Genomic DNA, 25,985 nt, shown 5'->3' on the forward strand with positions numbered 1-25,985 from the left:
GCGTCCATTTTGTATTAATCCACAAATCAGGATGACCCGGTATTTTGCCGTGTTCTGCCGTCCGGACCCGGGCGGCAGCGGTTTGCCTGACCGACTAACTATCCACAACGGAGCCCCTACTACATGACCATCACCTCCACCGAGAAGCCCGGTACCCCCGTAGTCGCCATTAACGACATCGGTACCGCTGAGGACTTCCTCGCAGCTGTCGACGCCACCATTAAGTACTTCAACGACGGTGACCTCGTCGAAGGTACCGTCGTCAAGGTCGACCGCGACGAAGTCCTGCTCGACATCGGTTACAAAACCGAAGGTGTCATCCCTTCCCGCGAGCTTTCCATCAAGCACGACGTTGACCCCGGCGAAGTTGTTGCCGTTGGCGATCAGGTCGAAGCTTTGGTTCTCACCAAGGAAGACAAAGAAGGCCGTCTGATCCTCTCCAAGAAGCGTGCTCAGTACGAGCGCGCCTGGGGCGACATCGAGAAGGTCAAGGAAGAAGACGGCGTCGTTACCGGTACCGTCATCGAGGTTGTCAAGGGTGGCCTCATCCTGGACATCGGCCTGCGCGGCTTCCTGCCCGCATCCCTCGTCGAGATGCGTCGTGTCCGCGACCTCGCTCCGTACATCGGTCAGCAGATCGAAGCCAAGATCATCGAGCTGGACAAGAACCGCAACAACGTTGTGCTGTCCCGCCGTGCATGGCTCGAGCAGACCCAGTCCGAGGTCCGCTCCACGTTCCTCAACAAGCTGGAAAAGGGCCAGGTTCGTCCCGGCGTTGTTTCCTCCATCGTCAACTTCGGTGCATTCGTGGACCTTGGCGGCGTAGACGGCCTCGTTCACGTTTCCGAGCTCTCCTGGAAGCACATCGACCACCCGTCCGAGGTTGTCGAGGTTGGCCAGGAAGTCACCGTCGAGGTCCTCGAAGTGGATCTGGACCGCGAGCGTGTCTCCCTGTCGCTCAAGGCTACGCAGGAAGACCCGTGGCAGACCTTCGCCCGCACCCACGCCCTGGGCCAGGTTGTCCCGGGTAAGGTCACCAAGCTGGTTCCGTTCGGTGCGTTCGTTCGCGTCGAAGACGGCATCGAAGGCCTCGTTCACATCTCCGAGCTGGCTGTCCGCCACGTTGAGCTCGCCGAGCAGGTTGTCTCCGTTGGCGACGAACTGTTCGTCAAGGTCATCGACATCGACCTCGAGCGTCGCCGCATCTCCCTCTCCCTCAAGCAGGCTAACGAGGGCGTTGACGCTGACAGCACCGAGTTCGATCCCGCTCTGTACGGTATGGCCGCCGAGTACGACGAAGAGGGCAACTACAAGTACCCCGAGGGCTTCGACCCCGAGTCGAACGAATGGCTCGAAGGCTACGAGACCCAGCGCGCCGCTTGGGAGCAGCAGTACGCTGACGCCCAGACCCGTTGGGAAGCCCACAAGAAGCAGGTTGCCCAGCACGCTGCTGACGACGCTGCCGCTGCAACGTCCGGTGAGAGCGATTCCGGCACCACCAGCTACTCCTCGGAGCCGGCTGCTGCTGAGTCCAACGCCGGCACCCTGGCGTCCGACGAAGCTCTCGCCGCACTGCGTGAGAAGCTGACCGGCAACTAATTCCGCCACCCCACACGGGATGCGCTGAATAGCCAAAGAAGGACCCCTGCCATGTGGCAGGGGTCCTTCTGCTTAAGCTAAGCCGGCCCTTCGAGTCCGGCTGCGGCCACCCGGGGTTGCATAGTTGATTCAGGGCACATCGATCCACTCCGTTCCCTGCGGACTCAGTGTGCCCGTGCCTGCAGTGAGGGCCGCTACACGGGAGTCAGCCTCAGCCAAGGCGTCGCTGTTGTCCGCCAGCGCGACCCGGAGGACTGTGTGCTTGGCTTCATAGCTGGTGTTCGCCATGACAAAGCCGGATCCGCGGAGTTCGTTCTCCAAGCGTCCGGCGTCCGCATGCGGCACGTCGATGTCGCAAAGCCGCAGCCGTCGACGCTGCACCAGGGGTGCCAGTTCCAAAGCTGCAGATACCGATTCGGAATAGGCACGGACCAGCCCGCCCGCGCCCAGGAGGATTCCGCCGAAATAGCGGACGACGACGACACTTACGTCGCTAAGGTCGGTCACCCCGGGTGCTGTCTCACGTTTGAGCAGTGCTTCCAGCATGGGAATACCGGCCGTGCCCGACGGTTCGCCGTCGTCACTGGAACGTTGTATCATCCTGTCCGGACCTACAACGAAAGCCGAACAGTGGTGCCGTGCGTCATGGAACTCGCGTCTCAGCGCAGCCACCAGGGAGCGTGCAGTTTCTTCGTCCGGCGAGCGGCGGAGAACAGTGATGAAGCGGGAACGCCGGATCTCCAGTTCGTGGCGGAAATCCGGACCTTCAGCCAACGTTGTGTAACTGGTTGCACGGCTGTCATCCTCAATTTCCACCGCTTCAGTCTAGTGTGGAGGGGTGTTGAAGATCGGGCTGACGGGCGGTATCGCCTCGGGAAAATCGCTGGTAGCTGCCAGGCTGCAGGAGTTGGGGGCCGTGCTCATTGATGCTGACCTCATTGCCAGGCAAGTGGTGGAGCCCGGAACTCCGGGGCTCGCCCGCGTAGTAGAGGCTTTTGGACCGGGGATCCTGGGCCCTGAGGGGAGACTGGACCGGCCCGCCCTTGGCGCCATAGTTTTCCAGGATCCCTCACGGCGTGAAGTGCTCAACGGCATCATCCACCCTTTGGTCCGGGAGTCCGCAGCCGCAATCGTTGCCCAAGCCGCGGATGAAGACATTCTGGTCCAGGACATTCCCCTGTTGGTTGAGACAGGGCAGGGGAGTGCTTTCCATTTGGTGATTGTGGTGGATGCTCCCGATGACGTGCGGATACAACGGATGGTAGACCTTCGCGGGATGAGCCTGGAGGACGCGCGTTCCCGAATGGCGGCCCAAGCCAGCCAAGAGGCAAGAAACGCTGCAGCGGACATCGTCCTGGAAAATTCCGGCAGCCGGGAGGAACTGCTCGCCACAGTGGATGCCTTGTGGTTCGGTCGACTGCTGCCCTTCGCGGACAATTGCCGGCGGGGTGTTCGTGCACGGCGAACAGAAGGGCCAGTCCTGTCTGCTTCCAGAACCGACTGGGGCCCGCAAGCGGCCCGACTGTCCTCGCGGATCCAGGCAGCGGCACCGGAGGACATCCTTGCCGTGGACCACATTGGATCTACATCGGTGCCCGGGTTGGCGGCCAAGGACGTCATTGACCTTCAACTGACTGTTGCCGATCTTGAGGTGGCGGATCGGATTGCGCCACATCTGGCCGCAGCCGGATACCCGCGTGTTCCGGGCGTCGTCGCAGACACCCCGAAGCCGTCGCAGCCGGATCCGGCCCAATGGCAGAAACGCTTCCATGCCAACGCGGATCCAGGACGCCCGACGAACCTGCATGTGCGCGTTGCCGGCTCGCCCGGCTGGAGATACGCGCTGCTGTTTCGTGACTGGTTGAGGGCCGAAGCTTCTGCTGTTGCCCTGTATGAGGGGCACAAGCGCCAACTTGCTGCACAACATGCCAGCGACCCCGGCACGGCTGCCTACGCCGATGCCAAAGAACCCTGGTTCACGGATGTGGCCTGGCCGCTGATGGATGAGTGGGCCAGCCGCACCGGCTGGCAACCGCCGTCGTATTCTTCTGTTGCAGCGGGACTTAATTCCGAACAATAAACTGTCGGGGTGCGGGGGTAGATTGGTGTCATGAGTCTTGCCCAGGAGATCAACCGTGTCGTCGCGCCCTTCGAAGTCGTCAGCGATTACAAACCCGCCGGCGACCAGCCGGCGGCAATTGCGGAACTGACAGAACGCATCAACAACGGCGAGAAGGATGTTGTCCTTCTCGGCGCTACCGGTACGGGCAAGAGCGCCACCACAGCCTGGCTTATTGAGCAGGTGCAGCGTCCCACGCTGGTCATGGTTCAAAACAAGACCCTGGCAGCCCAGCTGGCCAACGAGTTCAGGGAACTCCTGCCCAACAATGCGGTGGAGTACTTCGTCTCGTACTACGACTACTACCAGCCCGAAGCGTACGTACCCCAGACGGATACGTTCATCGAAAAGGACTCCTCGGTCAATGAGGAAGTCGAGCGCCTTCGGCACTCGGCAACCAACGCGCTGCTGACCCGGCGCGACGTCATCGTAGTAGCCACAGTCTCCTGTATCTACGGCCTGGGAACACCCGAAGAGTACATCGCGGGCATGGTGACGCTCACCAAGGGCGCCGAAATGAACCGGGATCATCTCCTTCGCAAGTTCGTTTCCATGCAGTACGCGCGCAATGACATGGACTTCCACAGGGGCACCTTCCGCGTCCGTGGGGACACCGTAGAGATCATTCCCATGTACGAGGAACTCGCACTCAGAATCGAATTTTTCGGCGACGAAATCGAGAACATCTACACGCTGCATCCGGTAACGGGCGAGGTCATCCGCGAGGAAACCGAAATGTACGTCTTCCCGGCCTCCCACTACGTTGCCGGCCCGGAGCGGATGGGCCGCGCAATCTCGGCCATCGAGGACGAACTCGCAGAGCGCCTGAAGGTGCTGGAGAGCCAGAACAAGCTGGTGGAAGCCCAGCGGCTGCGGATGCGGACCACCTACGATCTGGAAATGATGCAGCAGATGGGTTTCTGCAACGGCATCGAGAATTACTCGCGGCACATCGACGGCCGTGCAGGCGGTACGGCACCGCACTGCCTCCTGGACTACTTCCCAGACGACTTCCTTCTGGTCATCGACGAATCCCACGTCACTGTCCCGCAAATCGGCGCTATGTACGAAGGGGACATGTCCCGCAAGCGCACGCTGGTGGACCATGGGTTCCGGCTGCCCTCGGCCATGGATAACAGGCCTTTGAAGTGGGACGAGTTCCTTGAACGCATCGGCCAGACCGTGTACTTGTCGGCCACGCCCGGCAAGTACGAGCTCGGGAAGGCAGACGGCACTGTCCAGCAGATCATCCGGCCCACTGGACTCATCGATCCCGAGGTGATCGTGAAGCCCACCAAGGGACAGATCGATGATCTCCTGGGCGAAATCCGCCAGCGCACTGAACGCGATGAACGCGTCCTGGTCACCACTTTGACCAAACGGATGGCCGAAGATCTCACGGACTACCTCCTGGGCCACGGCGTCAAAGTCCAGTACCTCCACTCCGACGTCGACACTCTTCGCCGGGTTGAGCTGCTGCGCGAGCTCCGGATGGGTGTCTTTGACGTCCTGGTCGGCATCAACCTCCTGCGCGAAGGCCTGGACCTGCCAGAAGTCTCGCTGGTCAGCATCCTGGATGCGGACAAAGAAGGCTTCCTGCGTTCATCCACGTCCCTTATCCAGACGATTGGCCGTGCCGCTCGAAACGTGTCCGGCCAGGTCCACATGTATGCGGACAGGATCACGGACTCCATGGCGCACGCCATCGAGGAAACCAACCGTCGCCGCGCCATCCAGGTCAAGTACAACACCGACAATGGCGTTGATCCCCAGCCGCTTCGGAAGAAAATCGCTGATATCACGGACCAGCTGGCCCGCGAAGATGCTGATACCCAGGAGCTCCTGAACAACAACAGGCTGGCCAAGGGAGCCAAACGTACCTCGGGCAGCAAGGGTGCAGCCACCGTCCGGAAGGACGGACTGGCCGCGGCTCCCGCAGAAGATCTGGTTGGCCTGATCGAACAACTCACGGAACAGATGCACGGGGCCGCTGCCGAGCTGCAGTTCGAGGTCGCCGCCCGAATCCGCGACGAAGTGGGGGAGTTGAAGCGCGAATTGCGTCAAATGCAGTCCGCAGGGCACGCCTAAGGTAAGGTTGTGGTCACGTAGGGGAGTATCCCAAGCGCTATGTCCGTCAGCACGCAAGGCACAGATGCCTCGCCGGACTTAGTGGGCCGCTGAATGTGCATTCACCGCACTGGCAGGCCGGAGAGACTTACACCGCTTTCCCGTACCCTGCGAAAGGCCTGCATTAATGGAGCTTCCAATCTGGTTTGAGGTCGGCTCATTCGTCGCCCTCGGCATCATCCTGCTCATCGACCTCCTCCTGGTGGTCAAGCGTCCCCACGAACCATCAATGAAGGAAGCCGGCCTCTGGGTCGCCTTCTACGTTGCCTTGGCCCTGGTCTTTGCCGGTGCCATGTTCTACTTCACTGGCCCCGAATATGGCAGCCAGTTCGTCGCCGGCTGGGTTACTGAATACAGCCTGAGTATCGACAACCTGTTCGTCTTCATCATCATCATGGCCCGCTTCTCCGTGCCGCGGAAATACCAGCAGGAAGTGCTGATGGTGGGCATCATCATCGCACTGGTCCTCCGCGGTATTTTCATTGCCCTGGGCGCGGTGGTCATCGAGCAGTTCAGCTGGATCTTCTACATCTTCGGCGCGTTCCTGCTGTGGACTGCCTGGAAGCAGGCCACGGATTCCGGTGAAGACGAAGAAGAAGGTGCCGAAAACCCCTTGGTTGCGCGCCTGCGCAAGGTCCTTCCGATGTCTGAAAAGTTCGACGGCGGCAAGCTGCGGACCACCGTAAACGGCAAGAAGGTCTTCACCCCGATGGTGATCGTCTTCGTGACCATCGGCATGACCGACCTCCTGTTCGCGGTGGACTCCATTCCCGCGATCTTCGGCCTGACCCAGAGTGCCTTCATCGTCTTCACAGCCAACATCTTCGCGCTCATGGGCCTGCGCCAGCTGTACTTCCTGCTGGGTGGACTGATGAGCCGCCTGATCTACTTGAAGCACGCCCTGTCAGTCATTCTTGCCTTCATTGGCGTCAAACTCGTCCTGCACGCAATGCACGTCAACGAGCTTCCGTTCATCAACAACGGCCACCACATCGAGTGGGCTCCCGAGATTCCTACCTTCGTTTCTTTGGCGGTCATTATCGGCACGATCGTCGTAGCAGTCGTCGCCAGCTTGCTCAGCCCGGCGGCGCGCCAGTCGAAGCTGGACGCACGGTTGGAAGAGGACTCGAAGAAGAGCTTGAGCGAAGCCGAGTAACCGGGCTGTGAAAGTTGTAGTCTCGTGAAGTGACTACCACTTCTACTACGGCGCTGGACCCCCAACGGGTCCAGCGTCGTACTGTTTTCCTGCTCAGTTCGGCCCAGCTCCTCAGCGGAGTCGGCAACGGCGCCACATTGTCCATTGGTTCGCTCCTAGCCGTGGATCTGTCCGGGTCCGAGGCGTGGGCGGGATCGATCACTACTGTCCTCACCCTCGCGGCAGCCTTGACTGCCCTACCGCTGGCACGGCTTGCGGAAGCGCGCGGACGCCGGGTGGGCCTCGTCTCTGGCCTGGTTGCTGCCACGATCGGGGCTCTTCTGGTGATGGTCTCCGTGGTGGCCGAATCATTCCCGTTGCTCCTGCTCGCTGCCGGTTTTCTCGGACTTGGTACAGCCGCCAACCTTCAGGCGAGGTTCGCCGCCGTCGACCTCGCCCACGCTGAGCACCGCGGCAGGTCACTGTCCACTGTCGTCTGGGCGATCACTATCGGAGCCGTGGCCGGTCCAAACCTCATCCAACCTGGTGCCGCAGTGGGGTCCGCGTTGGGCCTGCCACCCATTGCCGGTCCTTTCGTCTTCTCAGCCGCAGGTCTGTTCCTGGCGGCGGTGTTGCTCTTCATCGGTTTGCGGCCGGACCCGTTGCTGCTGGCGCGGCGGTTGGCCTCGGAGTCCGCAGGCTCGGGGACCCTCCCTGTCAGGGGCACTATCCGCTCCGGCCTTCAAGCTGTTCGTTCCTCGCCCCGGGCCATCCTTGCGCTTGCAGCCGTGGTTGCTGCCCACGGCGTCATGGTGGCGATCATGTCCATGACGCCCTTGCACCTGCAGCAGCTGGTGGGCGGTTCACATGCCGGCCATCACGGCGGAACAACCGACAGCACAGACGCCTTGGTTGTCATTGGGCTGACAATTTCGCTGCATATCGCCGGCATGTTCGCCCTCTCGCCGCTCTGGGGCTGGCTAACGGACAAAGCCGGCCGCATCCAAACGATCGCCATAGGGCACGGACTTCTGCTGGTGGCAGTGCTGATCGCGGGAATCGGTCAGCAAGAGCCCGTATTGGTGACCATAGGCCTGATCATCCTTGGCCTTGGATGGTCCGCCGCGACCATTGCCGGGTCCACGCTCCTTGCTGAAAGTGTTGCCCAAGAGCAGAAGGTAACCGTGCAAGGCGTTTCCGATACGCTCATGGGCGCGGCGGGTGCAACGGGCGGCGCCACATCCGGACTTGTCCTCGCCTGGCTCGGCTACGAAGGGCTGAACATAGCCGCCGGAGTGCTGGCCGCTGTGATGCTGACACTGACAGCCGCCACCGCTGCCCGGGCGCGCCGTGCAATCCCTGCCTAGGACAGATGTGGCCTCAGCGGGAACCCCGCACCAGCCCGAAAAGCCGCCCAAAGATGCCTTCGCCGTCTTCCCCGATGCCGTCATGGTGGAAGTCGTCCGTCACCCAGGTTTGAAGCCCACGGACTGCCGCGGCGGTTTCCATTGAGAGGTCATGGTCTACGTAGATGTCGTCCTTGTAGACGGCCGCTGCCACTGGAACCTTGTTGACCGCCAACTGCTGGTGGTCATATAGGGGACACCAATCCGACTTGGCAGCCAGCAAGGCGGCTACGTCGTGGAGCGGGATCAGCGCCGGATCCTGTTCGAAGTACCAGGGGTAGACCATTTCTCCCGTGAGCAGCGGGGCCTCCGCTCCCGGCTTGAACTCGGGGAATTCTTCCAGCACGCGCCAAGCTGCCCAATCCGTGGCTTCGCCCTGCCCGTAGATCGATTCATGGAGTACCGCGTACAAGGGGTTCCCTGCGCGGCTCACGAGGCTACGCACTTGCTCCAGGAACACCTCCGACAGTCGTTCACCCAAAGGTGTTTCGATGAAAGCGTCCTCCAGGAGGTAGTGCAGGGAGTCCACCCGGGTGTTGCCGCCGAGGAATGATCCCACCATCTGGAACCGCTCGGGCGTCAGCCGTTCTCCGCTGGCCAGGAATTCCTCATGCTGTTCTAGGTGGCGGACGATCCTGGTGACAGTTTCGCGGTCTTCCGGATACCAGGCGAAGTACTCCGCGTTCCGCTCGGCCACCCGCCGGAATGTGGCACGGTACACGCGCTCGGCCGGGCCATGCAGGGGAGCAAGTCCTCCCGTGATGAGGACCTCCCGCAGCCCTTTCGGGGCGAAGGACAAATAGGTCAACGCGCAGAATCCACCAAAGCTCTGTCCCAGCACTGACCATGGCCCGGAATCCAAGATATGCCGGATGAACTCGGCGTCGGCCACGATCGAATCAGCCCGGAAGTGCGTCAGATAGTCAGCCTGGGCTGCAGCGTCACCGCGGAGCGCCAATGACTGTCGCTCCATAGGTGTGGAGAGGCCCGTGCCACGCTGGTCCAGCATCAGGATCCGAAAATCCTTGGCCGCCGCCTTCATCCACCCTGAAAGGGAAGTGACGCGGTTCCCGCGCCCGCCAGGTCCACCTTGGAGGAACAGCAACCATGGAAGTTTGGCGGCCTCCTCCTCTGAGTGATCGGTGGAGGAATACTCCCGTGCGAACACGGTGATCGTTTCGCCGCTCGCCTGGTCGTCCGTAACGGATTTAGCCGAACCATGGTCCAGGGGGACAGTGAAGTAGTGCTCGGCGGTTCGGAGGCCTCGGAATTCATGCCGGGCGCGGATACGGTGAGCGTCGGTCAAGGCTCGCGTCTCAGCCATGGGCAAGAGCCTTGTTGCTTGTGCTGGCACCTGCTCCGAACGCTTCCAGCGCCTCGCCGGTCAGCCTGAACGTGGACCACTCCTCCATGGGGAAGGCGCCAAGGTTCTTGTAGAACTTGATGGACGGTTCGTTCCAGTCCAGGACGCTCCACTCCACCCGGGCATAGCCGCGTTCGACGGCGGTCGCGGCCAGATGCTGAAGGAGCGCCTTGCCGTGGCCCTCTCCACGCGCGTCCGGAACGACGTAGAGGTCTTCCAGGTAAATGCCGTGAACACCTTCCCACGTTGAGTAATTCAGGAACCACAGGGCAAAGCCCTGCACTGTACCAGCGGCATTACTGGCCATGCTCGCGTACACCCGCGGGTTCTCTCCGAACAACGCCTCGGTCAGCAGCTCCGGGGTATTCCTGACGGCGTCGGGTTCCTTTTCGTAGATCGCAAGATCGTGGATCATGCGCAGGATTGTGGGAACGTCTTCAACGGTGGCAGGGCGGATTACACTCATGCTTCCGAGCTTACTAGGGGCCGGGGTTTACCAGGGGCCGGCCGCCTACCGCCAACGCCGTGCGGAGGAACCGTACGTGACAGGCGGTTCTTGATAAGCAATGGGAACACCGTCCACCGCGATGGGCGGACCGACGTACCGGAGACGGCCGTAGGGGCTGTCTACCTCGTGGTAATCGGGCTCTGGTAGCTCGACGTCAGTCCCGATGCCCGTCGGAAGGAGAAGTAGCTCTTCCGCTGTCCGGGCCAGCGAAAGCCGGGCCGTTCCGCCACGTCCCGTAGCCAGTCGCTGGGTCAGCAAAGCGAACACTGCCGCAGCAAGGCCATAGCCCGTGGCATGATCCAGCGCCTGCACCGGTAGCGCGCCAGGCCGCCACCCGCCGTCGTGGTCATGACCATATCGGTCAGCTATGCCGCACGCTGCCTGGACCAGACTGTCAAAACCACGTCGCCCCTGCCAAGGACCTCCGTGGCCCCATGCACTCAAGGTGGCCACCACGAGGTCCGGGCGGCGCAGCAGCAGCGCGTCAGGTGTCAATTCAAAACGATCCAGCCCGCCGTCGCGATACCCCATGATCACTACGTCTGCCATCTCCAGAAGTTCCATGACAGCAGCCAGATCGTCCGGATTCCGGAAGTCTGCTTCGGCGCTGCGCTTGTCAAAGCCGGAGTCAATGAAGGCGTCTGTCAACTCCGGAAGGTGCAGAGGGTCGATCCGGAGGACGTCGGCGCCCAAGGCTCCGAGGAGCCGGGTTGCCACGGGGCCGGCAATAACGCGGGTCAGGTCCAGGACTTTCAGACCTGCCAAAGGGCGTTCCGGATCCGTGGAAGGAACCCACGACGACGGGCGGCTTGTTTTCGCGGATGGTGCCGCGTCGTCGAAACTGATCCAAGGCCCGCCACTGGCCACTTCATGCATGGGAGTGGATGCCCACTCGTCCCTGGTACGGACGGCGGCAGCTACGCCGTTGTTTCCGAGAATAAGGCCTTCGGCTTCCAAAGAGGTCATGGCCAGTAATGCGCGGTCCACATCCGAAGCTTCGCTGGCCGAGACTGCTTCCATGAGCCGGGCCGCGTGGTGCGGATAGTTGGCGTGGAGGCGGATCCAGCCATCAGCGGTCCTTCGGAAACCGGACAAGGGAGCGAACCCCTCAGGTTTCTGGCCGGCTATCCGCAGGTGCCCCAGGGAATCGAAGGCAGCCGCCGTACGCCCGGCAGCGACAGAATATCTGTGCGTCGCTCCCGTCAACGCGTTCAGTGCCGTTGCTGCCGCCCGGACCGCACCCAAAGCCAGGCCTTCAACGTCCAGTCCCGGAACGCCATCTGCAACTGCCCACCATCGTCGCGGTCCAGTCCAAGGAGCCGTAGGCTGTGTGCTCATGACGTCCAGCGCCCGCAAGCTGCTGCCGAGACCAGGGACGGATTCCACGGGACCTCCTTCAGACGGTTGACTAGAGCCGGTTGACGTTCGTCACCCGAACCACAGCGGTGCCCGTCTCATCGGAAGCCGCGAGATCCACATCGGCCGAGATGCCCCAGTCGTGGTTTCCGGCGGGGTCATCGAAGATCTGGCGGACCCGCCACGTGCCGGGTTCTTCGGTGATGATAAGCAATCCGGGCCCACGGGCATCGGGGCCCGTGCCGATGTCATCGTGTTCATCGAAGTAGTCGTCCAGAACCTCTTCCCAGCGTTCGGCGTCCCAGCCGGCGTCGGCGTCCAGCTCACCCAGCGCGGCAGAGTCTTCGTCCGCGAAGAGCTCCACCCTGCGGAACATTTCGTTCCGGACCATGACCCGGAAAGCCCGGATGTTCGTGGTCAAAAGCGGTGGCGGTGGCGGGGGAGCGTCGTGCGGTGTAGGCGTAAGCCCTGACGTGAGCTCCTCCCACTCATCAAGGAGGCTGGAGTCCACTTGCCGGACAAGTTCACCCAGCCAGGCGATGAGGTCCTCGAGGTCCTCGCGCAACAAGTCCTGGGGCACGGTCTGCCTGAGAGCACGGAATCCATCCGCCAAGTAGCGCAGGACGATGCCCTCCGAGCGGGCCAGGCCGTAGAACTGCACGAACTCTCCGAAGTTCATGGCACGTTCATACATGTCGCGGATGATTGATTTGGGCGCCAGCTCAAAGTCGCCCACCCACGGGGCAGCCTTGCGGTACACCTCGAAAGCCTCGCCGAGAATCTCCGCCAAGGGCATCGGGTACGTCACTTCGTCGAGCATGGCCATGCGCTGCTCATATTCGATGCCGTCAGCCTTCATGGCGGCAACTGCCTCACCACGGGCCTTCTTCTGCTGTGCAGAGAGAATCTGGCGCGGCTTCTCCAACGTGGCCTCGATAACCGAAACAACATCCAGCGCATACGACGGCGACTCTGGATCCAACAGTTCCAGCGCGGCAAGCGCAAACGGAGAAAGCGGTTGGTTCAGGGCGAAGTTGGCCTGCAAGTGGACCGTCAAGCGGACAGAACGGCCTTCGGACTGTTGTTCATCCTCCGGAATGCGTTCAACCACACCCGCGGCCAACAGTTCGCGGTAGATTCCCAAGGCCTTCTTCATGAGTTTCAACTGCGCCGGACGGCTCTCATGGTTTTCGCTGAGCAAGCGCCGCGTTGCCTGGAAAGGATCTCCGGGGCGTTCCATGAGGTTCAACAGCATTGCGTGGGTGACAGTGAAACTTGAAGTCAAGGGCTCGGGTACGGACTCCACAAGGCGCTTGAACGTCGGCTCACCCCAGGAAACGAATCCTTCCGGAGGCTTTTTCTTGACCACTTGGCGCAGTTTCTTCTGGTCATCGCCAAATTTGGCGGTGGCTTTGGCCATGGCTTTGGTGTTCTCCACCACGTGGTCAGGAGCCTGAACCACTACGGTACCGGCGGTGTCGTACCCGGCGCGGCCGGCGCGGCCGGCAATCTGGTGGAACTCACGCGAGTTAAGCGATCTGGTGCGTACGCCGTCGTACTTGCTCAACGCCGTCAACAGAACCGTACGGATGGGAACGTTGATGCCCACGCCCAGGGTGTCGGTACCGCAAATGACCTTAAGGAGCCCGGCTTGTGCGAGTTGCTCCACCAAACGCCGGTACTTGGGCAACATCCCGGCGTGATGGACACCGATGCCATGGCGGACCAACCGGTTGAGCGTCTTTCCGAAGCCTGCGGCAAACCGAAAGCCGGCGATGAGCTCTGCGATCCGGTCCTTTTCATCCCGGCTGCACATGTTGATGCTCATCAGGTTCTGGGCGCGTTCGATCGCTTCTGCCTGGCTGAAGTGCACAACGTAGACGGGGACCTGCTTGGTGGAGAGCAGTTCTTCCAGGGTCTCGTGGACCGGAGTGAGGTGATAGTAGTAATGCAGCGGAATCGGTCGCTCCGCAGAGCTAACGGTTGTGGTGGACCGGCCGGTGAGTTCAGTGAGGCCGGCTTCGAAACGGCTGACGTCGCCCAGCGTCGCGGACATGAGCAGGAACTGGGCCTGGGGGAGTTCGAGCAGGGGAACCTGCCAGGCCCATCCGCGCTGGGGATCGGAGTAAAAGTGGAATTCATCCATGATCACAGCGCCAAGTTCCGCGGAGGCTCCCTCGCGGAGGGCAATATTGGCCAGGATCTCGGCGGTGCAGCAAATAATCGGCGCATCCTGGTTCACGCCGGAGTCGCCTGTAATCATGCCAACGTTTTCGGCACCGAAGATATCGCAGAGCGCGAAGAACTTCTCCGAGACCAAAGCCTTGATGGGAGCGGTGTAGTAACTTCGTTGGCCGCGGGCCATGGCCTCGAAGTGGGCTGCAATGGCAACAAGCGATTTTCCCGAGCCCGTAGGCGTCGCCAGGATGACGTTGGCGCCAGAGGCGAGTTCCATGATGGCCTCGTCCTGGGCGGCATACAACTGCAAGCCGCGGCCCTCTGTCCACTCAACGAACCGTGTGTAGATCTCATCCGGACCCAAGGGGTTGGAGGCGGTGGAACCAGGGAGCTGCTCAAGAAGTTTCATTGGTTTCCAGCTTAGTGCCCGGACGGTTTAGGCTCGCCCCAGCGCTGCTGCCAAATGCGAGGAGGCTTATATGAGGTGGGATCCATCCAAGTATGTGGAGTTCGGCAATCACAGGGACAGGCCGTTCCATGACCTCGTGGCCAGGATTCAGGCTGAGTCACCGCGGAAAGTGGTGGATCTTGGATGCGGCCCCGGTAACCTCACAGCCACACTGGCTGTGCGCTGGCCTGATGCCCGCATCGTCGGCCTCGATTCCTCTGGCGAGATGCTTGCGAAGGCACTTGGACAAGCCCGGAAATTCGCCAACCTGGAATTCGAGCAGGCGGATATTGCTGGCTGGCAGCCTGACCAGGAGACCGACGTCGTAGTAACCAATGCCGCGCTCCAGTGGGTTCCCGGGCACCAAGCCATGCTGGGTCAGTGGCTACGTGAACTTAAGCCGGGTGCCTGGTTCGCCCTGCAGGTGCCGGGAAATTTCACATCCCCTTCGCACACGCTCATGAGGGAGCTAGCCGAGTCATCCAAGTGGTCCTCCCGCCTTGGCGACGTTCTTCGGCATGATGGCGTTGTGGGTAGTCCCGCCGACTACCTTGGGATCATGCTCGACGCCGGATGCGCAGCTGACGCTTGGGAAACCACCTACCAGCAGGTACTACCGGGCAAGGATCCGGTCCTTGAATGGGTGCGGGGCACGGGACTCCGGCCAGTGCTCACAGCCTTGTCTCCCGAGGATGCCGCCGACTTCGAGCACGAATATTCCGCTTTGCTGCGCAAGGCTTATCCGGCCACAAGCCACGGAACAGTGTTCCCGTTCCGCCGCATCTTTGCGGTGGCCCGGAGGGACACGTGAGGCCGCACGACCCGTTGCCGGCCGTAGCAATTAAGTTTCCAGCCGTAAGTGGCTTGTTCCCGTTCCGCGTCGCTGGTCTAATTCTCGGCATGGACCATGGACGCTTCATTCAGCAGCAAACGCCCGCATGGGTCCCGGCACCTGGCCGGTGTTCGCGATGACTGCCATGGACGGATTTCCCGGGAACTGGCGCCCCAACACCAGCAGCGGAGTTGCCCTTTTTGAGCAGTTGAGACTGCGCATCATCGAACTCGCAGACTCCGGGGTCCTCGCAGTGGGAGCCAAGCTCCCGCCGGTGCGCAATCTTGCGGGCGTGCTGGATGTGGCCCCACATACAGTGGCCCGGGCCTATAAGGAGTTGGAGGCTGCGGGTGTCGTCGCTACGCGGGGACGCAACGGCACCATCGTGTGTGCCCGGGATGACCGCTGGGGCGCGCTTGCGGAGGTTGCCGCCCAATATGCTGCTGCGGCTAAGGCCCAAGGCGCCTCATTCGCCGAAGCGGTACAGCTTCTTGCGGCCGCGTATGACGCTGATTGATACCGATGAGTAGCATGTGAGGCACGACATGGAAATTCGAAGAAGTTTTCGATTAGCATTGGTAGGTGCCCAAAGCCTTAGCTGAAGATGCAGCCATCGATGCCCTGAAGAGCGTAGCCGTCGTTCCCGATACCAAGCCCACCAGGCCGGACCTGTCCCGGCTGGTAGTCAAGGGCGCACGTGAACACAACCTGCGCAATGTAGATCTGGACCTCCCAAGGGACGCGATGATCGTGTTCACGGGCCTTTCGGGTTCGGGCAAGTCCTCCTTGGCCTTCGATACGATCTTCGCCGAAGGACAGCGGCGGTACGTGGAATCGTTGTCCGCCTATGCCCGCCAGTTCCTGGGCCAAGTGGACAAGCCGGACGTGGACTTCATTGAGGGCCTGTCCCCGGCAGTGTCGATCGATCAGAAGTCCACCAGCAAGAACCCCCGTTCCACGGTGGGCACCATCACCGAAATTTACGATTACATGCGTCTTCTCTGGGCGCGTGTAGGCCGTCCCCACTGCCCTGTCTGTGGCGAGCCCATCGCCCGGCAGACCCCGCAGCAGATCGTTGATCAGCTCCTGGAACTGGAAAAGGGCACACGCTTCCAAGTTCTGGCCCCCGTGGTTCGCGGGCGCAAGGGCGAGTTCGTGGACCTCTTCAAGGAGCTGACGGCCAAGGGTTATTCGCGCGCCCGGGTGGACGGCGAGCTGGTACAGCTCAGCGAGCCGCCCAAGCTTGGCAAGCAGTTCAAGCACACCATCGAAGTGGTAGTGGACCGCTTGGTGGTCAAGGAAGACATCAGCCAGCGGCTTACCGATTCCATTGAAACTGCGCTGGGCTTGGCAGAAGGCCGGGTGCTGATTGAGTTCGTGGACCTTGAGGCCGGAGACCCCGCACGTATCCGTGCCTTCTCCGAGAACCTCGCATGCCCCAACGAGCACCCCCTGGCCATCGATGAAATCGAGCCTCGCTCTTTCTCGTTCAACAACCCCTTCGGCGCCTGCTCAGCCTGCAGTGGCATCGGAACCAGGCTTGAAGTGGATGAGGAACTGATCGTTCCCAACCCCGAGCTTTCCCTGGCACAGGGCGCCATCGCGCCTTGGTCCCTGGGCACCGCCACCACCGAGTACTGGAACCGCCTCCTGGAGGGCCTGGCCCATGAACTCGGCTTCTCCATGGACACCTCGTGGGAAAAGCTCCCCAAGGATGTCCGGAACACCGTGCTGCACGGCAAGGATCACAAGGTTGTGGTCCAGTACCGGAACCGGTTTGGCCGGGAACGCAAGTACAGCACCGGCTTTGAGGGTGCCATCCAATACGTACACCGCAAGCACGGCGAAACCGACTCGGATTGGGCGCGGGACAGGTACGAAGAGTACATGCGCCAGATTCCCTGCCCCGAGTGCAACGGTGCGCGACTCAACCCTGCTTCGTTGTCGGTGTTGATTAATGGCAAGTCAATCGCTGAAGTAGCGGCGCTTCCCATGCGTGACTGCGCGTCGTTCCTGGGCAGCTTGACCTTGACAGACCGCGAGGCGCAGATTGCCCACCAGGTTCTGAAGGAAATTCAGGCCCGTCTGACGTTCCTTCTGGACGTAGGGCTTGAATACCTGAACCTGGAACGTCCTTCCGGGACCTTGTCCGGCGGTGAAGCCCAGCGCATCCGCCTTGCTACCCAAATTGGGTCCGGCCTCGTGGGAGTCCTCTACGTCCTGGACGAGCCCTCCATCGGCCTTCACCAGCGCGATAACCGCCGCTTGATCGAGACACTGACCCGCCTTCGGGATCTCGGCAACACCCTGATCGTGGTGGAGCATGACGAGGACACCATCCATGAAGCGGACTGGGTGGTTGATATTGGACCTGGCGCCGGCGAGCACGGCGGACAGGTTGTACATTCCGGTACTTACAAGGAGCTCCTGGAAAACAAGGAGTCCTTGACTGGCGACTATCTGTCCGGCCGCCGAAAGATCGACATCCCGGCCAAGCGCCGCAAGTACGACAAAAAGCGTGAGCTCAAGGTCATCGGTGCCAGGGAAAACAACTTGGACAATGTGGATGCCACATTCCCCCTGGGCCTCTTTACGGCAGTGACGGGTGTCAGCGGCTCCGGCAAATCCACGCTCGTGAACGAAATCCTTTATAAGGTCCTCGCCAACAAGCTCAACGGCGCCAAGCAGGTTGCCGGGCGGCACAGGAGCGTGAATGGATTGGAGCACCTGGACAAGGTGGTCCACGTTGACCAGAGCCCCATCGGACGCACACCGCGCTCCAACCCGGCAACGTACACAGGCGTCTTCGACAACATCCGGAAACTGTTTGCTGAAACCACCGAAGCAAAGGTCCGCGGTTACCAGCCCGGCCGCTTCTCGTTCAACGTCAAGGGCGGCCGCTGCGAAGCATGCTCCGGCGATGGCACATTGAAGATCGAAATGAACTTCCTGCCTGACGTCTACGTTCCCTGTGAGGTGTGCCACGGCGCCCGTTACAACCGTGAAACCCTTGAAGTGCATTACAAGGGAAAGACCATTGCCGATGTCCTTAACATGCCTATCGAGGAAGGCGCTGAATTCCTTGCTGCCTTCACTCCCATCGCACGGCATCTGAACACCTTGGTGGACGTAGGACTGGGCTATGTCAGGCTGGGCCAGCCAGCTACAACCCTGTCCGGTGGAGAAGCGCAACGTGTGAAGTTGGCCGCAGAACTCCAGAAGAGGTCCAACGGCCGAAGCATCTATGTTCTGGACGAACCCACTACCGGCCTGCACTTTGAGGACATCCGGAAGCTGCTCATGGTCCTCCAGGGACTGGTGGACAAAGGCAACACCGTGATCACCATTGAGCACAACCTGGACGTCATCAAGTCCGCGGACTGGATTGTGGACCTCGGGCCGAACGGCGGTTCAGGTGGAGGAAAGATCGTCGCAACGGGTACCCCTGAGCAGGTAGCCAAGTCCACTGACAGCCACACCGCAACGTTCCTTGCGGAAATTCTGCGCTAACTGTCCGGACTGCCTCACCGGACACCTAAAGAATATCCTCAGCACGGCAGAAGTATTCCGGTAGCGGCATGCGAGTTTCAGGCATGCCGCTACTCGTGAGAAACTAACCCGGTGACTCAAACAACGGTGCCCGTAATTTTCGATCTGGACGGCACCCTTGTCGATCCAGCCGGCGGTATCACAGGAGGAATATCCGCGGCCCTGCGCGAAATGGGCCTCCCCGTTCCGGAACAGGCCGTGCTGAACGCCATGGTTGGCCCCAAGCTCAGCGATGCACTCCTGCATTTAGCGAATGTCCCGGCGGAATTGGTCGATGAAACCATTTCCCGTTACCGGCAGCATTACAGGGAAACCGGTATTGGCCAGAGCAAGTTGTATCCGGGAATCTTCGACCTCCTTGAATTCTTTGCCGAAACAGGGCGGGCCGTCGCAGTTGCAACCCAGAAGCCCCAAGGTATTGCCCGGATTGTCCTTGAGCATCACGGTATTGCGGATTTCTTTGTGTCCATTAGGGGAGCTGCAGACGACGAATCGCTGGCGGCCAATTCCGCGTCCGGCAAGATCGAGATTGTTGGCGCAGCCTTGGCGGATCTCCACTCCCAGCCTGCTGTGATGGTGGGAGACCGGCACCAGGACGTGGCCGGAGCAATGGCCAACGGCCTGGATTGCATTGGTGTACGTTGGGGCTTCGCCTCGGACGGCGAGCTGGAGGAAGCCGGTGCGGTCGCCGTGGTCGGCACCGCCCTTGAGTTGCGAACCAAAATTGAAGAACTTGATGCTGTCCGCGCGGCGGCCCTGAGCGAGGTACAAAACGATGGCAGTCTTTGATGCGATCCGCTGGACTACGCGTGGACTGATCTCCACCACGTGCCGGCCCACGGTCATTGGACTGGAGAACGTGCCCAAAGAAGGTCCGTTCATCGTGGCGCCGAACCATCTCTCCTTCCTGGACAGCGTGATTGTCCAGGCGCTCATGCCTCGTCCAGTGGCGTTCTTCGCCAAGGCGGAGTATTTCACCACCAAAGGCGTTAAGGGCGCTGTGATGAAGTCCTTCTTCGAAGCTGTCGGTTCCATCCCGGTGGAACGCGGTGAACAGGCAGCGAGTGTGCAGGCGCTGAAGACCCTGCTGGACATCCTGGAGTCCGGGAAGGGCATTGGAATCTACCCGGAGGGTACCCGGTCCCGCGACGGCATCCTGTATCGCGGCCGGACCGGCGTCGGTTGGTTGGCACTCACCACGGGCGCACCTGTGATTCCTGTGGGGCTGATAGGCACGGAGAAACTGCAGCCGGCGGACAAGAACGCCGTTCGCCCCCAGCACTTCACCATGAAGGTTGGCGAGCCGCTGTACTTCGACAAGACGGGCCCGGACCATTCCCTGCCTGCACGCCGCCAGGTGACGGACAAGATTATGGATGCCATCGCTGCCCTCAGCGGTCAGGAACGGTCCACAAGCTATAACCAAAGCAAATCGGTGGACTGAGCGCCTGGCGCTGGCTGTCGGTCCAGTTCACTAGACTGGAATGGTGGCAAATCCAGCAAGTTACCGGCCCCAGACGGGTGAAATTCCCACCACCCCGGGCGTCTACCGTTTCCGCGACCCCCACGGCCGGGTCATCTACGTGGGCAAGGCCAAGAACCTCCGTTCCAGGCTGAATTCCTACTTTGCCAACCCCTCCGGGCTTCTACCCAAGACCCACGCCATGGTCCATGCCGCGAGCAGCGTGGAGTGGACCGTTGTGGGCAGCGAGTTGGAGTCGCTACAGCTGGAATACACCTGGATCAAGGAATTCAAGCCTCGTTTCAACGTTGTCTTCCGGGACGACAAGACTTATCCCTACCTGGCCGTCACCATGGGGGAGAAGTACCCCCGGGTGCAGGTCATGCGTGGCGAACGCAAAAAGGGCACCAGGTATTTTGGCCCCTACACGGCTGGCGCGATCCGGGAGACCATGGACACCCTCCTTCGCGTGTTCCCGGTCCGCAGTTGCAGCGCAGGTGTCCTCAAGCGGGCGCAAGCCAGTGGGCGCCCCTGCCTTCTGGGCTACATCGACAAATGCGCGGCACCCTGCGTCGGCCGCGTGACGCCTGAGCAACACCGTCAACTTGCGGAGGACTTCTGCGCCTTCATGGGTGGGGAAGCCAAGCGCTTCATCAACCGGCTTGAAAAAGATATGGCGGCCGCTGTCGCCGAACTGGACTACGAGCGCGCCGCACGGCTCAGGGACGACATCATCGCCCTGCGCAAGGTCTTCGAACGCAACGCCGTAGTCCTCGCGGAGGATACGGACGCCGACGTCTTCGCGCTGCATGAAGACGAGCTTGAGGCCTCCGTGCAGGTGTTCCACGTCCGCGGCGGCCGGGTCCGCGGACAGCGCGGCTGGGTGGTGGAGAAAGTCGAAGACGCCACGACGCCGGAACTCATCGAGCACTTGCTGCAGCAGGTCTACGGGGAGGACAGCGAGGTCCAGGGCCGCATCCCGCGGGAAGTGCTGATTCCGGAAAATCCGAGCAACCATGCCGAGCTGAGTGAATGGCTCGGCGGGCTCCGCGGGGCAAAGGTGGATATCCGTGTGCCCCAACGCGGTGACAAGGCTGCGCTGATGTCAACGGTCCGGGAGAATGCCGAGCAGGCGCTGAAGCTGCACAAGACCCGCCGCGCCGGGGATATCACCGTCCGCTCGCTGGCCCTTCAGGAGCTCCAGGAGGCCCTTGAGCTTCCTGTTCCACTGCTTCGGATCGAATGCTTCGATATCTCGCACGTCCAAGGAACCAACGTGGTGGCGTCCATGGTGGTGGTGGAAGACGGCCTGCCCAAGAAGTCCGATTACCGCAAGTTCTCCATCACGGGAGCTGCGGCAGCCGACGATACCGCCGCCATGCATGACGTCCTGACGCGACGCTTCCGCCACTACCTCACTGACAAGGCCGCCCAGGTGCCCGTCTCCGGCGAAATCATCAACCCGACCCGTGCGGGCGGCGCCGCGGCTGCCAAGGGAACTGAAGCGCCGCCGTCGGACCCCACCATGCCGGCGCCTAAGGCCAAGTTCGCGTACCCGCCCAACCTGGTGGTGGTGGACGGCGGGCAGCCGCAGGTCAATGCTGCAGCGCGTGCTTTGGCTGAGTTGGGCATCGACGACGTCTACGTGGTTGGCCTGGCAAAGCGCCTTGAAGAGGTCTGGCTCCCCAACAGCAACTTTCCGGTGATCCTTCCCCGGACGTCGCAGGGCTTGTACCTGCTCCAGCGCATCCGCGATGAAGCCCACCGCTTCGCCATCACTTTCCACCGGCAAAAGCGCGGCAAGGCCATGACGGTCTCTGCCCTGGACGGCGTTCCGGGCTTGGGAGAGGCCAAACGCAAGGCCTTGGTGGCGCATTTTGGTTCCCTCAAGAAGATCCGGGCGGCCAGTATGGAGGAACTTACCTCTGCCAAGGGCATCGGTCCAGCGTTGGCAGCTGCGGTCGTGCAGCATCTGGGTTCGAGCGAAGACGCAGGTGAAGCCGCTCCCGCCGTGAACATGACGACCGGCGAAATCCTCGAATCTTAGCTAGGGTAAGAACTTGACCGGTGGCCGCGATTGCGATGCCACCGGTCAGGCTGTAACAACCACTTCCAAGGAAACGGGGACCACTGATGGATGAGGCAACGGCAGGAGCCGGCGCGGAGCAGGACGGACTAACGCCCGTCAAGCCGGCGGAGGCGGAACTGCTGGTGGTTACCGGCATGTCGGGGGCGGGACGCAGTACCGCTTCGGACGCATTGGAGGACCACGGTTGGTACGTTGTAGACAACCTTCCTCCCCAGATGCTTGGCACCTTGGCGGAAATCGTCTCTCACGCGCCCAAATCCATCCCCAAGCTGGCCGTAGTGGTGGATGTCCGAAGCAAGGACCTCTTTACTGACATCCAGACCGCTCTGGGCGCCTTGAGCGCCACTGGCATCACGTTCCGGGTACTGTTCCTCGATGCCAGCGATGAAGTCCTGGTCCGCCGGTTCGAACAGGGCCGGCGTCCCCATCCGCTGCAGGGCGGTGGACGGATCCTTGACGGAATCGGCATAGAGCGTGAGGTCCTGCGAGAACTCCGGGAGCATGCCGACGTCGTTTTGGACACCAGTGAGTTCAACGTTCACGGCCTTGCAACTGCCATCACTGAATTGTTCAGCGATACCGGACCTGTGACGCTCCGGCTCAATGTCATGAGTTTTGGATTCAAGTACGGCTTGCCTGTTGACGCCAACTTCGTGGCCGACGCCCGTTTCATTCCCAACCCGCACTGGGTGCCACAACTTCGTCCCCACACAGGATTGGATGAGGATGTCAGCGACTACGTGCTCGCCGCTGACGGGGTCCAGGAATTTGTCGACCGTTACGTCAAGGCCCTGGAACCGGTCCTGGACGGCTACCGCCAGGAGAACAAGCATTACGCCACCCTTGCTGTGGGATGCACAGGTGGCAAGCACCGTTCGGTGGCAGTCGCCGTCGAGCTCTCCAAACGCCTCGCGCAATATCCGCGCGTTACCGTCACAACCACGCACCGCGACCTGGGGCGTGAGTAATGGGAGTCCTCACAGGTCCGTTGCCCCTCATCCCGCCCAAGGGTGTTCCGGGCAGCCAACAAAACAAGAGTCCATCCGTGGTGGCCCTCGGCGGCGGACACGGACTGGCGGCCTCGCTCTCCGCGCTTCGTCTGTTGACGTCAGAACTGACGGCAATCGTCACGGTAGCTGACGACGGCGGCTCCTCCGGGCGTCTACGGGACGAGTATGGTGTCCTGCCGCCCGGCGACTTGCGGATGGCACTGAGCGCGCTCTGCGACGACACCGACTGGGGGCGCACATGGCGGGACGTCATGCAGCACCGATTCGCTGCGGGAACCGCCAAGGGCGGTTCCCTGGACCACCACGCGATGGGAAACCTGCTTATCGTCACCCTCTGGGAGCTGCTGGGGGATACCGTGGCCGGCCTCAAATGGGCTGGGGCATTGCTGGGCGCGAGGGGCCAAGTCCTGCCGATGTCCAGTGTTCCTTTGACCATCGAGGGCCAGGCCCGGGTGGAACTGCCCGGCGGGGGACACGAACTGCAGACGGTCAGCGGCCAGGCGAAATGCGCGGTTGCTGGAAAACTGGAGGAAGTGCGGCTGCTGCCCGAGGACGCCCGAGCCTGCACTGAGGCGCTCACCGCGATCGAGCTCGCCGATTGGGTCATTCTCGGACCAGGGTCCTGGTACACATCGGTATTGCCCCATTTGTTGCTCCCGGAGCTTCGGCAAGCCTTGGGCGATACTGCAGCCAAACGCTGCCTCACCATGAATCTTGATGTCGAAACCAAGGAAACGTCCGGCATGACGGCGGCCGACCACTTGGATGTCCTTCGACGCTACGCACCGGAGTTCAGCGTCGACGTCGTACTTGCCGATCCCTCCGCGATCCAGGACCTGAAGGCCTTTGAGAAAGCAGCGGGGATGATCGGTGCGGAAGTGGTGTTGGGTAGAGTAGGGGCTTCGAGGCGCCGCCCCGTCCACGATCCACTGCTCTTGGCGGCGGCGTACCACGATATTTTCGGGAACAGTTAGGAATACACACGCGATGGCACTTACCGCGTCGGTCAAGGACGAACTGTCCCGGCTGGACATCAAGAAATCTTCAGTCCGTAAAGCTGAGGTTTCGGCGATGCTCCGCTTTGCTGGCGGCTTGCATATTATTTCGGGACGAATCGTCATCGAAGCTGAGGTGGACCTGGCCTCGACTGCCCGGCGTCTGCGCGCCGCGATTGCCGAGGTTTACGGACACCAGAGCGAGATCATCGTGGTCTCAGGCGGCGGCCTGCGCCGGGGCAGCCGCTACGTGGTCCGTGTTGTCCGCGACGGCGAAGCCCTGGCACGCCAAACAGGACTCCTGGACGGTCGCGGCCGTCCGGTACGCGGACTGCCTTCTGTAGTTGTCAATGGCTCTGCGGCCGACGCGGAAGCCGTCTGGCGCGGAGCTTTCCTGGCCCATGGATCCCTCACCGAACCCGGACGTTCTTCGTCCTTGGAGGTAACCTGTCCCGGGCCGGAGTCCGCGCTGGCACTCGTGGGTGCTGCACGACGGCTGGGCATACAGGCCAAGGCCCGCGAGGTCCGCGGCGTCGACCGCGTGGTTATCCGCGACGGCGACACGATCGCCGCGCTCCTTACCAGAATGGGCGCACATGACGCCTTGATGGTCTGGGAGGAGCGGCGCATGCGCAAGGAAGTCCGGGCCACTGCCAACAGGCTGGCCAACTTTGATGACGCCAACCTTCGCCGTTCGGCGCAGGCCGCCGTGGCGGCAGGTGCCAGGGTGGACCGCGCGCTTGAAATTCTGGGCGACGATGTTCCGGATCACCTGAAGTATGCGGGGGAGCTCAGGGTCGCCCACAAGCAGGCAAGCCTGGACGAGCTGGGCCGCCTTGCCGATCCCCCCATGACCAAGGACGCCATTGCGGGCCGGATACGCCGCTTGCTCGCGATGGCTGACAAACGCGCACTCGATCTCGGAATTCCCGGTACGGAAGCAAATGTGACTCCGGAAATGATGGACGAGTAGCTCCCGCCCATAGAATCGAGATCGTGTGGAGGAAATACTGTGAGGCCGCAGCGGGTTGTTGCCGGTGGCGGCAGGAGCAGGCTTCTTCCCCAAGGATTTCCGGCTGGCCTGCCGGCCGGATGAACACAACGAGAGTTACCAAACCGGACTTCGGTCCATTACATTGGAGGATTTCGTGACAGAGTACGTTCTGCCCGAGCTCGGCTACGACTACGCAGCTCTTGAGCCGCACATTTCGGCGAAGATCATGGAGCTGCATCACAGCAAGCACCACGCTGCGTACGTTGCAGGCGCCAACAACGCCCTCAAGCAGCTTGCTGAAGCCCGCGAATCGGGTGACTTCGCCAACATCAACCGCCTCTCCAAGGACCTCGCGTTCCACACCGGCGGCCACATCAACCACTCCGTGTTCTGGAACAACATCTCCCCGGACGGCGGCGACAAGCCTGAAGGCGAACTCGCAGCAGCCATCGAGGATGCCTTCGGTTCATTTGACGCTTTCCGTGCCCAGTTCACCGCTGCCGCACTCGGCCTGCAGGGTTCCGGCTGGGCCTTCCTGGCTTACGAGCCCATCGGTGGCAACCTGGTCATCGAGCAGCTCTACGATCAGCAGGGCAACGTCGCCGTTGGTACCACTCCGCTGCTCATGCTGGACATGTGGGAGCACGCCTTCTACCTGGACTACGTCAACGTCAAGGCTGACTATGTCAAGGCATTCTGGAACATCGCCAACTGGGCAGACGTCGCCAAGCGCTTCGAAGCAGCCCGCGCCAACGCTACGGGCCTCATCGTTCTGTAGCTGGTGAGCCCCGGTTCACGTTGATGTAACAAAAGTC

At 61.6% G+C, this 25,985-nt stretch carries 20 protein-coding genes; 15 read left to right on the forward strand and 5 right to left on the reverse strand.

Annotated elements, in window-relative coordinates; all coding sequences use genetic code 11:
• Positions 1-123 precede the first annotated feature (123 nt).
• Complete coding sequence (rpsA, locus tag VUN82_14115; GenBank protein ID XAS70253.1) at positions 124-1,599, forward strand: 30S ribosomal protein S1; 1,476 nt, start codon at positions 124-126, stop codon at positions 1,597-1,599.
• 129 nt (positions 1,600-1,728) lie between these two features.
• Here rpsA and VUN82_14120 read toward each other — a convergent pair whose 3' ends face one another.
• Positions 1,729-2,415: a YigZ family protein gene (locus tag VUN82_14120; protein XAS70254.1), complete on the reverse strand. Its 687-nt coding sequence runs from the start codon at positions 2,413-2,415 to the stop codon at positions 1,729-1,731.
• A 22-nt stretch (positions 2,416-2,437) separates the two neighbouring features.
• Between VUN82_14120 and coaE the strand changes: the two genes are divergently transcribed.
• The 4 genes from coaE to VUN82_14140 all read left to right on the forward strand — a co-directional run bounded on the left by coaE (position 2,438) and on the right by VUN82_14140 (position 8,347).
• Positions 2,438-3,679, forward strand: coding sequence for a dephospho-CoA kinase (coaE, locus tag VUN82_14125; protein ID XAS70255.1), 1,242 nt, complete (start codon positions 2,438-2,440; stop codon positions 3,677-3,679).
• 30 nt (positions 3,680-3,709) lie between these two features.
• A complete protein-coding gene (gene uvrB, locus VUN82_14130; GenBank protein ID XAS70256.1) occupies positions 3,710-5,806 on the forward strand; it encodes an excinuclease ABC subunit UvrB in 2,097 nt (698 codons plus the stop codon).
• A gap of 166 nt (positions 5,807-5,972) precedes the next feature.
• Complete coding sequence (locus tag VUN82_14135) at positions 5,973-7,001, forward strand: TerC family protein (GenBank protein XAS70257.1); 1,029 nt, start codon at positions 5,973-5,975, stop codon at positions 6,999-7,001.
• Positions 7,002-7,030: 29 nt separating this feature from the next.
• Positions 7,031-8,347 (forward strand): MFS transporter, encoded by a 1,317-nt coding sequence (locus tag VUN82_14140; protein XAS70258.1) that lies wholly within the window; start codon positions 7,031-7,033, stop codon positions 8,345-8,347.
• A 13-nt stretch (positions 8,348-8,360) separates the two neighbouring features.
• Here VUN82_14140 and VUN82_14145 read toward each other — a convergent pair whose 3' ends face one another.
• The 4 genes from VUN82_14145 to VUN82_14160 are packed head-to-tail and all read right to left on the reverse strand — an operon-like array spanning position 8,361 to position 14,200.
• Positions 8,361-9,710 (reverse strand): alpha/beta fold hydrolase, encoded by a 1,350-nt coding sequence (locus tag VUN82_14145; GenBank protein XAS70259.1) that lies wholly within the window; start codon positions 9,708-9,710, stop codon positions 8,361-8,363.
• Positions 9,703-10,215 carry a GNAT family N-acetyltransferase gene (locus VUN82_14150; GenBank protein XAS70260.1) on the reverse strand — a complete coding sequence of 171 codons (513 nt, stop codon included), beginning with the start codon at positions 10,213-10,215 and terminating at the stop codon, positions 9,703-9,705. The genes VUN82_14145 and VUN82_14150 overlap by 8 nt, the downstream gene beginning before the upstream one ends.
• 45 nt (positions 10,216-10,260) lie before the next feature.
• Positions 10,261-11,643 carry a CoA transferase gene (locus VUN82_14155; GenBank protein ID XAS70261.1) on the reverse strand — a complete coding sequence of 461 codons (1,383 nt, stop codon included), beginning with the start codon at positions 11,641-11,643 and terminating at the stop codon, positions 10,261-10,263.
• A 22-nt stretch (positions 11,644-11,665) separates the two neighbouring features.
• Positions 11,666-14,200, reverse strand: coding sequence for a DUF3516 domain-containing protein (locus tag VUN82_14160; protein ID XAS70262.1), 2,535 nt, complete (start codon positions 14,198-14,200; stop codon positions 11,666-11,668).
• 70 nt (positions 14,201-14,270) lie between these two features.
• Here VUN82_14160 and VUN82_14165 point away from each other — a divergent pair, with 70 nt between their 5' ends.
• The 10 genes from VUN82_14165 to VUN82_14210 all read left to right on the forward strand — a co-directional run bounded on the left by VUN82_14165 (position 14,271) and on the right by VUN82_14210 (position 25,948).
• Complete coding sequence (locus VUN82_14165; GenBank protein XAS70263.1) at positions 14,271-15,050, forward strand: trans-aconitate 2-methyltransferase; 780 nt, start codon at positions 14,271-14,273, stop codon at positions 15,048-15,050.
• Between the two features lie 157 nt (positions 15,051-15,207).
• Positions 15,208-15,588: a GntR family transcriptional regulator gene (locus VUN82_14170; protein ID XAS74688.1), complete on the forward strand. Its 381-nt coding sequence runs from the start codon at positions 15,208-15,210 to the stop codon at positions 15,586-15,588.
• A 65-nt stretch (positions 15,589-15,653) separates the two neighbouring features.
• The gene (gene uvrA / locus VUN82_14175; protein XAS70264.1) at positions 15,654-18,581 is read left to right on the forward strand and encodes an excinuclease ABC subunit UvrA; all 2,928 of its coding nucleotides are present in this window, start codon (positions 15,654-15,656) and stop codon (positions 18,579-18,581) included.
• A gap of 111 nt (positions 18,582-18,692) precedes the next feature.
• Positions 18,693-19,409, forward strand: coding sequence for an HAD hydrolase-like protein (locus tag VUN82_14180; protein XAS70265.1), 717 nt, complete (start codon positions 18,693-18,695; stop codon positions 19,407-19,409).
• A complete protein-coding gene (locus tag VUN82_14185) occupies positions 19,396-20,064 on the forward strand; it encodes a lysophospholipid acyltransferase family protein (protein XAS70266.1) in 669 nt (222 codons plus the stop codon). The genes VUN82_14180 and VUN82_14185 overlap by 14 nt, the downstream gene beginning before the upstream one ends.
• Before the next feature lie 43 nt (positions 20,065-20,107).
• Entirely contained in the window at positions 20,108-22,129 is a 2,022-nt protein-coding gene (uvrC, locus tag VUN82_14190) for an excinuclease ABC subunit UvrC (protein XAS70267.1), read from the forward strand.
• 86 nt (positions 22,130-22,215) lie between these two features.
• Positions 22,216-23,139 (forward strand): RNase adapter RapZ, encoded by a 924-nt coding sequence (rapZ, locus tag VUN82_14195; protein ID XAS70268.1) that lies wholly within the window; start codon positions 22,216-22,218, stop codon positions 23,137-23,139.
• The gene (gene yvcK, locus VUN82_14200) at positions 23,139-24,155 is read left to right on the forward strand and encodes a uridine diphosphate-N-acetylglucosamine-binding protein YvcK (protein XAS70269.1); all 1,017 of its coding nucleotides are present in this window, start codon (positions 23,139-23,141) and stop codon (positions 24,153-24,155) included. Before rapZ ends, yvcK begins: the two co-directional genes overlap by 1 nt.
• Before the next feature lie 13 nt (positions 24,156-24,168).
• Positions 24,169-25,149: a DNA-binding protein WhiA gene (whiA, locus tag VUN82_14205; protein XAS70270.1), complete on the forward strand. Its 981-nt coding sequence runs from the start codon at positions 24,169-24,171 to the stop codon at positions 25,147-25,149.
• A 175-nt stretch (positions 25,150-25,324) separates the two neighbouring features.
• Entirely contained in the window at positions 25,325-25,948 is a 624-nt protein-coding gene (locus VUN82_14210; protein ID XAS70271.1) for a superoxide dismutase, read from the forward strand.
• Positions 25,949-25,985 lie beyond the last annotated feature (37 nt).

The sequence above is a fragment of the Micrococcaceae bacterium Sec5.1 genome (assembly GCA_039636795.1).
Lineage (GTDB): Bacteria > Actinomycetota > Actinomycetes > Actinomycetales > Micrococcaceae > Arthrobacter.